10 protein-coding genes are annotated in these 12980 nt (G+C 73.8%); 9 read left to right on the top strand and 1 reads right to left on the bottom strand.

The annotated features are described in order from the left end of the window. The first annotated feature begins 323 nt into the window (after positions 1-323). From AC6H2I_RS25370 to AC6H2I_RS25410, 9 genes are all read left to right on the top strand, one after another. Entirely contained in the window at positions 324-860 is a 537-nt protein-coding gene (locus AC6H2I_RS25370) for a chemotaxis protein CheW (protein WP_497503551.1), read from the top strand. Next, positions 857-2290: a CheR family methyltransferase gene (locus AC6H2I_RS25375; RefSeq protein ID WP_497503552.1), complete on the top strand. Its 1434-nt coding sequence runs from the start codon at positions 857-859 to the stop codon at positions 2288-2290. The genes AC6H2I_RS25370 and AC6H2I_RS25375 overlap by 4 nt, the downstream gene beginning before the upstream one ends. Next, positions 2287-2889: a chemotaxis protein CheW gene (locus AC6H2I_RS25380; protein ID WP_497503553.1), complete on the top strand. Its 603-nt coding sequence runs from the start codon at positions 2287-2289 to the stop codon at positions 2887-2889. The genes AC6H2I_RS25375 and AC6H2I_RS25380 overlap by 4 nt, the downstream gene beginning before the upstream one ends. 6 nt (positions 2890-2895) lie before the next feature. Further along, positions 2896-4572: a methyl-accepting chemotaxis protein gene (locus tag AC6H2I_RS25385; RefSeq protein WP_497503554.1), complete on the top strand. Its 1677-nt coding sequence runs from the start codon at positions 2896-2898 to the stop codon at positions 4570-4572. Then, complete coding sequence (locus AC6H2I_RS25390; RefSeq protein WP_497503555.1) at positions 4569-6863, top strand: response regulator; 2295 nt, start codon at positions 4569-4571, stop codon at positions 6861-6863. Before AC6H2I_RS25385 ends, AC6H2I_RS25390 begins: the two co-directional genes overlap by 4 nt. After that, positions 6860-7939 carry a chemotaxis-specific protein-glutamate methyltransferase CheB gene (gene cheB, locus AC6H2I_RS25395; RefSeq protein ID WP_497503556.1) on the top strand — a complete coding sequence of 360 codons (1080 nt, stop codon included), beginning with the start codon at positions 6860-6862 and terminating at the stop codon, positions 7937-7939. The genes AC6H2I_RS25390 and cheB overlap by 4 nt, the downstream gene beginning before the upstream one ends. After that, positions 7939-8805, top strand: a complete 867-nt coding sequence (locus AC6H2I_RS25400; RefSeq protein WP_497503557.1) for a response regulator — start codon at positions 7939-7941, stop codon at positions 8803-8805. Before cheB ends, AC6H2I_RS25400 begins: the two co-directional genes overlap by 1 nt. Positions 8806-9026: 221 nt before the next feature. Continuing rightward, positions 9027-10622: an ATP-binding response regulator gene (locus tag AC6H2I_RS25405; protein WP_497503558.1), complete on the top strand. Its 1596-nt coding sequence runs from the start codon at positions 9027-9029 to the stop codon at positions 10620-10622. A 148-nt stretch (positions 10623-10770) separates the two neighbouring features. Next, on the top strand, positions 10771-11340 hold the full coding sequence (locus AC6H2I_RS25410) for a hypothetical protein (RefSeq protein ID WP_497503559.1): 570 nt from the start codon (positions 10771-10773) through the stop codon (positions 11338-11340). A 25-nt stretch (positions 11341-11365) separates the two neighbouring features. Here AC6H2I_RS25410 and hutH read toward each other — a convergent pair whose 3' ends face one another. Continuing rightward, a complete protein-coding gene (gene hutH / locus AC6H2I_RS25415; protein WP_497503560.1) occupies positions 11366-12913 on the bottom strand; it encodes a histidine ammonia-lyase in 1548 nt (515 codons plus the stop codon). Positions 12914-12980 lie beyond the last annotated feature (67 nt).

Below are 12980 nucleotides of genomic sequence, written 5' to 3' on the forward strand. Positions count from 1 at the left end.
CTTGGCTGTTGTCCTGGTCGACGAGTCAGGATTATGCGTACCCGCGACGGGAACGACAAGGCTTGCGAACATTTTCTTAGGAGGCAGTGCGGGTGTTTGAGGACACTTTGGCTCGAGATTGCCGCGAATTGTCCGGCAACCGTCGCCAATCGCCGCGCGCGGCCGCCGTGCCTTATGCCGAAAGCCCTGTCGGGAAACGCAAAACCCGGCCGGAAGCGTTATAGGGTGGCGGCGGCGCTTGCGATTAGGATCGCCAGGAAGCGCGTTTCCGGCGGACCTCGTGTGCGCCGGGTGTTGGTGTCCCGTGGTGATCCGAAGGCGTGATGACGGTAGAACACGCGGTGTCCGCGCCGCGATGCGTGGTGTTCGAGGTGGGCGACCGCGGCTTGGCGCTGGCGGGGGACGCGGTGCGGCGCGTGGTGCCGCTGCCCCGGCTGATGACCCTGCCGGCCATGCCGCCGGTGCTCGCGGGCGTGATGATGGCGGCGGGGGCGGCGGTGCCGGTCCTGCGGCTCGACGTTCTGTTCGGGCTGGAGCGGCGCGACCCCGGCCTCTACACGCCGCTTCTCATGCTCCAGCGGCCCGACGGGCCGCTCGCCCTGATGGTCCACCGAGTGCTCGAGGTGGCGGAGGTGCCGCCGGACGGCTGGGCACCGGTCGATGCCGGCGCCTCGTTCAACCGCTGTGTGCGGGCGACCTGGGCCCGCCGGACCGGCCCGGTGCATCTGCTCGACGCCGACGCCCTGCTCAGCGCCGCCGAGCAGGCGCGGCTGGCCGATCTGCGCGACCTCGCCGCGGCGCGCATGGCGGCCTGGCAGGCGCCCGGCACGGGCGTGGCGTCCGAGGGGGCGTCGCCATGAGCCGAGCCATCGCCACGGCGTCGGTGCTGCAGCACCCGGCGTTCCACCGGATCAAGCGCCAGGTGATCGAGCGCACCGGCCTGGCCTACTACGCCGACAAGGATTCGGCGCTGGCGGAGCGGGTGCGGCGGCGCCTGGAGGCGCTGGCGCTGGCCGACGCCGGGGCCTACGCGGCGGTGCTTGAGGACGCCGCCGGCGGTCCCGGCGAGTTCCAGGCGCTGGTCGACGAGATCACCGTGGGGGAGACCTTCTTCTTCCGCTACCTCGAGCAGTTCGAGGCCTTGCGGGCGGTCGCCGTTCCCGAGTGCCTGCGTCGCAACGCCGCCTCGCGCACCCTGCGCATCTGGAGCGCCGGCTGCTCCACCGGGGCCGAGCCCTATTCGGTCGAGATCCTGCTGAAACGTCACTTCGCGCAGGCGCTGGACGGCTGGCAGGTGACGATCGTCGGCACCGACATCAACCGCGCCTTCCTGCGCCAGGCCCAGGACGCGGTCTACAGCGACTGGGCGCTGCGCGGCGTGGCGGCGGACATCCGCAACGCCTGCTTCGAGGCGGGGGAGGGCGGCGCCTGGGCGCTGAAGCGGGCCTACCGCGAATGGACGCGGTTCGGCGTCTTCAACCTCAGCACCGGCAGCCTGCCCTCCTGGGTGGACGGCCTGGCCGGCTTCGACATCGTGCTGTGCCGCAACGTCATGATCTACTTCGACGAGCCGACCCGCATGCGGCTGGTGCGCGGGCTGCACGACGTGCTGACCGACGGCGGCTGGCTGTTCGTCGGCCACGCCGAGGCCGGGCTGGAACTGGCGTCCCCCTTCACCACCGTCCCGGTCCCGGGCGCGACCCTGTACCGCAAGCCGATCCCGCTGCCGCCGATCCCGCTGCCGCCGGTGCCGATCGCCCCGCCGCGCGCCGCCGCGCCACCCGCGCCGCCGGCCGCACCGGAGCCGGCGTCCGCCGTGGCGGCGGACGCCGCCGCGCCGTCCCCGACCGCCGCCGCCGCCGTGCCGAGTCTGGACGATCTGGTGGACCTCGCCGACCGCGGCGAGTGGGCCCAGGCGCTCGACGCGTGCGAGGCGCTGGTGGAGGCCTGCCCGACCCACGCCGCCGTCCACTATTACCGGGGCCTGATCGAGGAGCACCTCGGCGTGGGCGATCCGGTGGCGGCCTTCCGTCGCGCCCTCTACCTCGACCAGGGCCTGGCGCTGGCGCATTATCACCTGGCGCTGGTCCATTGGCGGCGCGGCCAGATGGAGCCGGCGCGGCGGCACTTCCGCAACGCCCGGATGACCCTGGTCGGCCACGCCCCCGACGAGCTGGTGGCCCACGGACGCGGGCTCAGCGTGCGCGAACTCGCCGCCATGGTCGACCTGTGGCTGCCCGGGCGCGGCGCCGGCACCGGGGCCGTGGCGGGCGGGAGGGGCCGGGCATGACCGGCGCGTCCGAGCGCATCGACTGGGACGCCCTGCGGCGCCGGCTGGCGCGCGACCGCGCCGCCTTCCACGACGCGGTCGCCGGGCGCGGGGCGTGGACGGAGGACCTGCTGGACCGCCGCACCGCCGAGCTGGCGCGCCGGCCGGACGGCGACCGGCCGGGGGCCGGGGCGACCGTGCGCCTGCTGCTGGGCCGCGGAGCGGGTGGGCGGTACGCCTTCGAGCTGGGCCAGGTGAACCGGGTCCATCCGGTGTCGCGGTGGACCCCGGTGCCCGGCGCCCAGCCGGCGCTGCTCGGGCTCATCGCCATTGCCGGCCGCGTGCTTCGGCTGTTCGACGCGGACCGGCTGTGCGGGGCGCCGCCGGGACTCGACGGCGGGTCTGGCGGCGGGTCCGGCGGCTTCGCCGTGCTGCTGCGCGGCCACCGCAAGGTGCCGGTGGCGGTGCGCCTGCGCGCCGTCGAGGCGGTGGAGGAGCGGCCGGCGGAGTCGTTGCGGCCGCCACAGGGCGTGGTGCTGTCGTTCGTGGCGGCGTTGGGGGCGGACGGCGTTCCTCTGCTCGACGGCGCGGCCATCGTGAAGGAACTGGACGGGGACTGAGATCCGATGAAATTCAGCGTGGCGCAGAAACTGGCCTTGGCGTTCATCCTGGTGAGCGCGTTCGCCCTGGCCCCCATCGCCTACCAGTTCCGGCAGTTCGACACCGCGTTCCGGGTGATCGGCACGATCGTCACCCAGGACGTCGAGGCGGCGAAGCTGCTGCAGCGCATCGCCGCGTCCCAGGCGACGCTGCGCGGCCGCCGCTCCGAAGCGATGGTGGAGACCGTGCTCGCCCGCGCCGAAGGGCGCAGCTTCGACGTGGCCGCGCTGCGCCGCGCCTACGAGGAGGCGGCGCGCGCCAACTTCGCCGACATCGCCGAATTGAGGCGGCTGACCGCCGCCCGGATGGTGGAGACCACCTCGCAGCGGCGCGCGGCCATCTGGCAGGAGTTCAACGCCTTCGCCACCGAGGTGGACCGCCAGCTCCACGAGGCCCTGCCGCTGGGCCTGCAGATCTTCGACCTGCTGGGGGCCGGGCGCGTCGAGGACGCGCGCACCGCGACGGCGCGCATCGCCGCGCTGCGCGACGCCGTCGACCAGCAGGTCGAGGGCTCGGAGGAGATCCTCGACCGGCTCACGGCGGCCGGGCAGAGCCGCGTCGACGACCTCTACGAGGAGATCGTGCAGTCGGCCCTGGTCGCCACCATCGGCCTGCTGGCGGCGGCCATGGCGGTGGCGCTGCTGATCGGCCGTTCGATTACCGGCCGCCTCGGCCGGGTCATCGCCGCCGTCCGGCAGATCGGCGAGGGCGACCTGACGCGGCGCGTCGCGATCCCCGGCAAGGATGAGCTGGCGGTGCTGGGCGACCGCCTCAACGTCATGGCCGAAGGGCTGCGGTCGATCGCCCAGGGGGTGCGCGGCGCCGCGGAGAACGTCCACGCCGCGACGTCGCAGATCCGCGCCTCCACCCAGCAGCAGGCGGCCAGCGTCTCGGAGCAGCTGGCGGCGGTGGAGGAGACGATGGCCACCCTGTCGGAGATCACCGCGTCGGGCGCGCAGATCTCCAAGCGCGCCCAGGACGTGGCGGCCGGGGCGCAGAACGCGTCGGCCTCCTCCAACTCCGGCCTGAAGGCGGTGGACGACACCATCCAGGCCATGGACGCCATCCGCGAGCAGGCCGAGACGGTGGCGGAGACCATCGTCATGCTGTCCGAGCGCACCCAGGCCATCAGCGACATCATCGTCACCGTCAGCGACATCGCCGAGCGCAGCCACCTCCTCGCCCTCAACGCCGCCATTGAGGCGGCCGCGGCCGGCGAGCACGGCCGCACCTTCTCGGTGGTGGCGTCCGAGATCAAGAGCCTGGCCGACCAGGCCAAGGACGCCACCGCCCAGGTGCGCTCCAACCTGTCGGAGATCCAGCAGGGCATCAACGCCTCGGTGATGCTGACCGAGGAGGCGGTGAAGCGGGTGGCCGCCGGCAAGCGCCAGAGCGATGCCACCCAGACCACCATCCGCCAGATGGCCGACAACATCCAGGAGAGCGTGCTGGCCTTCCAGCAGATCGTCGCCGGCACGAACCAGCAGCAGATCGGGCTCGAGCAGGTGATCCAGGCCCTGCAGAACATCCGTCAGGCCAGCACCCAGACGGCGGCCGGCACCCGGCAGCTCGAGGGCGCGGCGGCGAACCTCAACGACCTCGGCCAGGGCCTGGTCGAGGCGGTCAGGAACTACCGCGTGTGACGGACATCCGCCAGCGGCTCCTCGCCGCCTTCGATCTCGAACACAAGGAGCATCTCGCGGAGATCCGCCAGGCGCTGCGGGCGGCCCGCGACAGCGGCCAGCCGGTCGACCTGGACGAGCTGCACCGCCGCGCCCACAGCCTCAAGGGGGCGGCGCGCGCCGTCGACCTGCCGGCGGTGGAGGCGGTGGCCCACCGCATGGAGTCGGTGTTCCTGGCCGTTCAGTCCGGCCGCGTCGCCCTGGCGGAGCCGGTGGTCGGGCTGCTGTTCCAGGCCCTCGACGCCATCGAGGACGTCGCCGCCGCCGCCGCGCAGGGCGCCGCGATGGACGCCCCGGCCGCGCTGACCGACGCCCTCGACGACCTCGGCGGCGGAGCGGCGCTGCCGGTCGCGCCGCGGCGCTCCGACGCGGTCCCGCGGGCCGCCCCCCGGCCAACACCCCAGACGGCCGCGCCCCAGACGGCCGCTGCCCAGACGGCCGCTGCCCAGACGGCCGCTGCCCAGACGGCCAGCGCCCAGACGGCCGCGCCCGCCCGCCCGCCCGGCCGGCCGCCCGCCGCCACGGAGGCGGCGCCGACGCCCCACCTGGTGCGCATCAACGCCGCCACCCTCGGCCATTTCGTGGACACCGCCGCGGCGCTCCTTCCCGAGCTCGAGCGCCAGGCCGAGGTGGCCGGCGAGCTCAAGCGCCTGCGCCAGGAGTGGCAGGCTCTGGAACACCACTGGCGGCGCCTGCGGCGGGGGGTGGAGCGCGGCAACGCGCGGGCGTCGCAGGGCATGGCCGGCCAGCTCGACGGGTTCGAGCGCCGGCTGCGCGCCGCGGCCGACCTGCTGGGACGCGCCGGGCGAACCCACCAGAGCAGCCAATGGGCCCTCAGGCTGTGGGGCGACACCCTCCAGGACGACGTCCGCCGCCTGCGCATGGTCCCGGCCGAGACCCAGTTCGGCGATCTCGGCCGGATGACCCGCGAGATCGCCCGGGCCCAGGGCAAGGAGGTCGAGGTCGAACTGCTCGGCCTGGCGGTCGAGGCGGACCGCGAGGTGCTGCAGCGGCTGAAGGACCCCGTGGTCCACCTGCTGCGCAACGCCGTCGGGCACGGCGTCGAGCCGCCCCAGGTCCGCCTCGACGCCGGCAAGCGCGCGGCCGGCCGCATCACCCTCGCCACCAGCGCCCAGGCGGGGCACCTGGTGGTCGCCATCGAGGACGATGGCCGCGGCCTGGACACCGCCGCGATCGCCCGCATCGCGGTGGAGCGCGGCTTCCTGGCGGTCGACGAGGAGGCGGACGCGACGCCGGAGCGGCTGTCGGGCCTGGTCCTGGAGCCGGGCTTCACCACCGCCGGCGCGGTCACCGAGATCTCCGGCCGCGGCATGGGCCTGTCGATCGTGCGCGAGGCGGTGCGTCGCCTCCAGGGCACGCTGACCGTGGGGCCGCGCGCGGGCGGCGGCACCGCCGTCTCCCTGGCCGTGCCGATCCTGCTGTCGACCCAGCGGCTGCTGTTCGTGGAGGTGCGCGGGCACGTGCTCGCGCTGCCCGGCGGCGCGGTGGCGCGCCTCCATCATGTGGACGTGGACCGGGTCTTCACGGTGGCCGGACGGTCGATGGTCCACCTGGACGACCAGGACCTGCCGGTCGCCTCGCTGGCCGCCCATCTCGGCCTCGGCGACCGCGAGGGGGTGCCGGAGCGTCTGCCGATCGCGGTGGTGCGCAGCGGCACCGGCACGGTCGCGCTGGTGGTCGATTCCTTCGTCACGGCCCGCGACGGCCTGGTCTCCTCCATCGACGAGGTCGGCCTGGACGCCAACCGCTTCGTCGGCACCGTGCTGATGGAGGACGGCACGCCGGTCCTGGTGGTGAACCCCGCGACCTTGGGCGAGCACGCCGAGAGCGGGGCGGTCTTCGTCGCCCAGCGGGGCGAGGCGCCGCCGCCGCCCACCATCCTCGTGGTCGACGACAGCATCACGACCCGCACCCTGGAGCGCAGCATCCTGGAGGCCCATGGCTACACGGTGGTGCTGTGCGTCGACGGGCGCGACGCCCTGGAGCGGCTGCGGGAGACGCCGGTCGACCTGGTGGTGTCGGACGTGGAGATGCCGCACATGGACGGCTTCACCTTGCTGCAGGTCGTCAAGGAGGACCCCGCCACGGCGGCGATCCCCGTGATCCTCGTCACCTCGCGCGACAGCGACGAGGACCGGGAGAGGGGTTTGCGCCTCGGCGCAGACGCCTACATCGTCAAGACGCGATTCGACCAGGGGGAACTGTTGGAAGGCATCCGCCGCCTGCTATGAGCGACGCATCGACCATCGCGCGCAAGGTCAGGGTTCTGGTCGTCGAGGATTCCCCCGTCGTCCAGCAACTGCTCGTCCACATCATTGGCCAGGACCCGCGCCTGGAGGTGGCGGCGGTCGCCTCCTCGGCCGAGGTGGCGCTGCGGCTGATCGGAACGATCGCCCCCGACGTGGTGTCGCTGGACATCCGCCTGCCCGGCATGGACGGATTCGAGGCGACGAAGCGGATCATGAACCAGCACCCCGTGCCGATCGTCGTGGTCGCCAACGACGTCCATGACGCCAGCACCGACATCTCGATGAACGCCCTGCGCGCCGGCGCGCTCGCGGTGGTGGAGAAGCCGGGCAGCGTCAGCCGCGCCGACTACGACGCGGTCGCCCGCCATCTCTGCACCCAGCTCGTCGCCATGAGCCAGGTGCGGGTCATCCGCCAGCGCGTCCGTGCCGCGGCCCAGCCGCTGGCCGCCGCCCCGCCGCCGCCCCACCCGGAGGCGGTGGAGCGCACCTACGGGGCGGTCGGGCTGGTCGCCTCCACCGGCGGGCCCAACGCGCTGGTCAAGGTGCTGAAGGGGCTCCCCCGCGACTTCCCCCTGCCGATCCTGGTGGTGCAGCACATCGGTGCCGCCTTCGTCGCCGGCTTCGCCGGCTGGCTCGACACCGTCTGCCCGCAGACGGTGGTTCTGGCGGAGCACCGGATGGAGCCGCGTCCGGGCCACGTCCACGTCGCGCCTGGCGACCACCACCTCGAGGTGGAGATGGGCACGCTTCGCCTGCGCCGCGGTGCCCCGGTGTGCGGGCAGCAACCGTCGGGCAGCGTGCTGTTCGCGTCCATGGCGGCCAGCTACGGGGCGGCCGGCATCGGGGTTCTGCTGACCGGCATGGGCGAGGATGGCGCGGATGGTTTGTTGTCCTTGCATCGGGCCGGCGGCTACACTGTCGCCGAAGACGCGTCCACCGCCGTCATCTATGGCATGCCGGGGGCTGCCGTCGCCCTGGGAGCCGTCGTCGAGGCGTTGCCGCTGCACAAGATCGCGGCCCGTCTCAATGAACTCGTTTTGCCGAACACGGGGTCTTGATGCCTGCCGGTCCGATCGTCCTTGTCGACTCCTCTGCGACCCAGAGCCTGCTCTACCGGCTGCGCCTGGAGGAGCGGGGGCTTGAGGTGGTCGGCGTCGACACCGTGGAGGCGGCGCTGTCCCAGCTGCGCCGGATCGACCCGGCCGTGGTGGTGGTCAACCTGCGCACCGTGGCCGCCGGCGCCGACACCGAGGCCCTGGTGGCGGCGCTGCGCGCCGAGAGTCCGGGCCCGTCCGCCCTGGCGGTGGTGCTGCTGGGCGACGGGGACGGCGGTTCCGCCGGCGGCGTCCACCGCATCGTCGGGGCGGAACCGGAGGCGGTGGTCGCCGCCGTCTGCCGGATCGTCGAGGACCTCGGGGCGGCACCCGGGGCGGCACCCGGGGCGGCACCCGGGGCGGCATCGGACGGGCCGCCCCGGACGATGGCCTCGGGCGAGCGGCCGGCGCCGGACACGGTGTTCCGCCGCGGCCGCATCCTGGTGGTGGACGACAGCGTCACCTACCGGGAGTTCCTGCGCCTGGAACTGGAGGACGAGGGCTGCCGGGTGACCGTCGCCGGCGGCCCGCGCGAGGCGTTCGACGCCCTGGAGACCGGCGACTTCGACGTGGTGGTGGTCGATCTGGTGATGCCCGGGGTGACGGGCACCGAGCTGTGCGAGGCCTTCGACCGCTTCCGCCGCGAGCGCTGCCGGCTGTTCGACATCCTCGTCCACACCAGCCAGGACCGCGCCGAGCTTCTGGTTTCGTGCCTCACCGCCGGTGCCGACGAGTTTGTCGGAAAGTCACAGCCACTGGACGTGTTCAAGGTGCGGGTTCTATCGCTGCTCCGCCGCACGTTTTTTGTGGAGGATTGCTTTCTCCGTTGATCCCGGCTGTTTGGCCAGGCGAGACACGGGATGGCGATACGTTCGACCTAGGCCCACCCTGCCCCTGTACTCCCAATGATGGATTTGCGGAAGCCAAGACAACATTTAATTTATGGCGGTCCGTTGCGCCCGGACGGATGGGACCGGAGTGGCGGGATGTGGTCCATCGACGCCCGGGCGGGGGCTCGCGTTCGGGGACGTGGGAATGAGAAGGGGCATTCGTGGACCGTTCCGCCAAGCGCAACCTGAACGCCGGCCTGAACGCGTCTGCCGCGCTCGCGCCGCTCTGGCCCGAGCCGTTGCAGAACGCCCGGCGCATCTGCCGGGCCAATCCGGCACCGGCCCTGGTGTTCGCCGGCCCCGGCCAGACACTCTCCTGCAACGACGCGTTCCGCCGCTGCCTGGCCACCGAGGCTCCGGACCCCGGTGCGGCGCCGTCCCTGTTCTGGGGCGGCGGCTGGGCTGCGCTGGGGCCGGCGCTGGCGGCATTGCACGCCGACCCGGCGCGGGCCGGTGACGATGGGCTGCCGGTGCGGGTGGACGCGGCGGCGCTGCTGGCTCCGCTGACCCTCCGCCTGGTCCCGGTCCTCGACAGCGGCCGGGTGGTCGGCGTCTACGCCGCGGCGGAGCCGGCGATGGCGGACGACCTGTCCTGCCGATTCGAGGACGAGTGCGAGCGGGTGCGCTCGGCCGCGCGCGAGGAGACCGCACGGGCCAACGCCGCCAAGGCGCGGTTCCTGGCCGCCGCCAGCCACGACCTGCGCCAGCCCTTCCAGGCCATGCGGCTGTTCCTGGGGGTGCTCGACCAGCAGGTGGGCCAGGCCAGCCCGGCCGCCGCCACCGTGGAGAAGCTGAGCAACGCGCTGGAGGCGGGGGAGCGGCTGCTTCACGCGCTGCTCGACATCTCCATCCTCGATTCCGGGCAGCTCACGCCCAAGCCGGCGGAGGTGGCGCTGGACGGCCTGATCGCCAACCTGATCGAGGAGGCGCGGCCCCAGGCCACCGAGAAGGGGCTGACCCTGAAGGCCCGGCTGTCGCCGGCGTGCGTGCACACCGACCCGGTGCTCCTGGAACGCATCGTCCGCAACCTGCTGAGCAACGCCATCCGCTACACCCACACCGGCACCGTTCTGGTGGCCATGCGGCGGCGTGGCGACGGCGTGCGGATCGAGGTCTGGGACACCGGCTTCGGCATCCCCGAGGAGCAGCGGACCGCCATCTTCGAGGAGTTCCACCAGCTCGAGAACCCGGAACGCGACCGCACCCGGGGATTCGGCCTCGGCCTGGCCATCGTCCAGCGGCTGGCCGGGCTGCTGGCGCTGCCGCTCGACGTGCGCTCGCACCTCGGCCGCGGCTCGGTCTTCGCGGTGAGCGTGCCGCTCAGCCGGGCCGCCGCCGCCGCCCCGGTGGTGGCGGTGGCGGTCGAACGCGCCACCGACGGCCTGTCGGGGCGCACCGTGCTGGTGGTCGACGACGAGGAGATGGTGCTGTTCGGGCTGCGCATGATGCTGGAGGCGTGGCGGTGCAAGGTGGTGGCGGCCGCCGACCTGCGCGAGGTCATCGCCGGGCTCGACCAGATGACCGTCCCACCCGACCTGATCCTCACCGACCTGCGGCTGCCGGGCGACGCCAGCGGCTTCGACGTGATCCAGCGGGTGCGCCGGCTCTACCGCCGGGACGTGCCGGCGGTCGTGCTGACCGGAGAGACGTTCGATTCCCCCCTCGCCGGGGCCGACCGGCCCAAGTGCTGGATGCTGCGCAAGCCCCTTCAGCCCGAGGAGCTGCGCGAGGTCTTGACGACGGCACTCGAATCCTGACCCGACCCGACCGGCCGCCGGCGGCCTGGCAGGCGTGTGCGATTTCCGTGAGATCGGCCGCCGCTGCGCAGGGTCGTTAACGGAGCCGCGCGACCCTCGTCCCACGCCCCCGCGGGGCGGCGGGCGATCAGCAAGCGAGGGATCGGGAATGACGTGCATTGTCGGCTTGGTCGATGGCGACCGCGTGTGGATGGGTGGGGACAGCGCCGGGGTGTCGGGCCTCGACATCACCGTGCGGGCCGACACCAAGGTCTTCCGCAACGGCGACATGCTGATCGGCTTCACCAACTCCTTCCGGATGGGCCAGCTGCTGGCCTACACGCTGGCACCGCCGCCGCGCGCCGACGGGGCGGACGTCTTCCGCTACCTCGTCGTCGACTTCGTCGACGCCGTGCGCGCGTGCCTGAAGGACGGCGGCTACGCCCAGCGCTCCAACGACGTGGAGAGCGGCGGCACCTTCCTGGTGGCCTACGCCGGGCGGCTGTTCTCGGTGCAGTGCGACTATCAGGTCGGCGAGGCGGTGCGGGGCTACCACGCCATCGGCTGCGGCGCCGATTACGCGCTCGGCTCGCTCGCCTCCACCGTCGGTCTGCCGGCCGGGGAGCGGGTGCGCACCGCGCTGGCCTGCGCCGAACTGTTCAGCGGCGGGGTGCGCAGCCCGTTCACCGTGCAGTCCCTGGAGGCGCGGCCGCGCCTGTCGCTGACCGAGGCGGCCTGAGGCCCGCCCGCCCCGCCCCGGGCGGTCACGGCAGGCTGGGCAGCAGGCCCGGGCCCGCGTGGCCGTGGAACGCGCCCTCGGCGATCAGCGCCTTGGCGGCGGCGAGATCGGGGGCGATCCGCCGGTCCTGGTCGAAGGCCGGCACGCGGCGGCGCAGCCGGGCCAGGGCGTCGGCCAGGGCCGGCGCGGTGGCGAGCGGGGCGCGCAGGTCGACGCCCTGGGCCGCCGCCATCAGCTCCACGGCGACCACGCCGGCGAGGTTGTCGCCCATGTCGAGCAGCCGGCGGGCGGCGTGGGTGGCCATGGAGACGTGGTCCTCCTGGTTGGCCGAGGTGGGCAGGCTGTCGACGCTGGCGGGGTGGGCGAGCTGCTTGTTCTCGCTGGCCAGCGCCGCCGCGGTGACCTGGGCGATCATCAGGCCGCTGTTCAGCCCGGGCTCGCGGATCAGGAAGGCGGGCAGGCCCGACAGGGCGGAGTCCATCAGCAGCGCGGTGCGGCGTTCCGAGAGGGCGCCGGTCTCGGCGATGGCCAGCGCCAGCACGTCGGCGGCCAGGGCCACCGGCTCGGCGTGGAAGTTGCCGCCGGACAGGATGTCCCCGCCCCCGTCGGGATCGGGGAACACCAGCGGGTTGTCGGACACCGCGTTGGCCTCGCGCTCGAGCACCCCGGCGGCGAAGCGCAGATGGTCCAGGACCGCCCCCATGACCTGGGGCTGGCAGCGCAGGGAATAGGGGTCCTGCACCGTGCCGTGCTCGCCGCGGTGGGAGTCGCGGATGCCGCTGCCCGCCAGCAGGCGGCGCAGCACCGCCGCCACGTCGCTCTGGCCGGGCTGGCCGCGGGCGGCGTGGATGCGCGGGTCGAACGGGCTGTCGCTGCCCATGGCGGCGTCGAGGCTCAGGGCGCCGGCGACCAGCGCCGCGGCGAAGCCGTCCTCCAGGGCGAACAGGCCGAGCAGGGCCAGCGCGGTCGACACCTGGGTGCCGTTGAGCAGGGCGAGCCCCTCCTTGGCCTCCAGCTCCAGCGGGCGCAGCCCGGCCCGGGCCAGCGCGTCGGCCGCCGCCAGACGCTCCCCGCCGACATCGGCCTCACCCTCGCCGATCAGCACGCCCGACAGATGGGCCAGCGGCGCCAGGTCGCCCGAGGCCCCGACCGACCCCTTGGCGGGCACCACCGGCAGCACGTCGTGCGCGTGCAGCGCCACCAGCGCGTCGATGACCTCGCCGCGCACCCCGGAATGGCCGCGGGCCAGCGCGTTGACCTTCAGGGCCAGCACCAGGCGTACGGCGGCGGCCGGCAGGTCCGGGCCGGTGCCGGCGCTGTGGGACAGCACCAGGCGGCGCTGCAGCTCGCGCACCTGGTCCGGCGGGATGCGCTGGCGTGCCAGCAGGCCGAAGCCGGTGTTGACGCCGTAGACCGCGCGGTCGCCCCGGGCCGCGGCGGCCACCGTGCGGGCCGCCGCCGCGATGCCGGCCCGGCAGGCCGGGTCCAGGTGCAGCGCCGTGCCCGGGCCGGCGAGGCGGCGCAGCTCGGCCAGCGTCAGGGTGCCGGGGGTGAGGACGAAGGGAAGGCTCATGACGGGGCTCCGGCCGCGGTGGCGCTGCTGTCCCTCCATATGTGCGTTTTTGCGCTGCGACGCAAAT

This window comes from Azospirillum sp. NS33, from assembly GCF_059703765.1.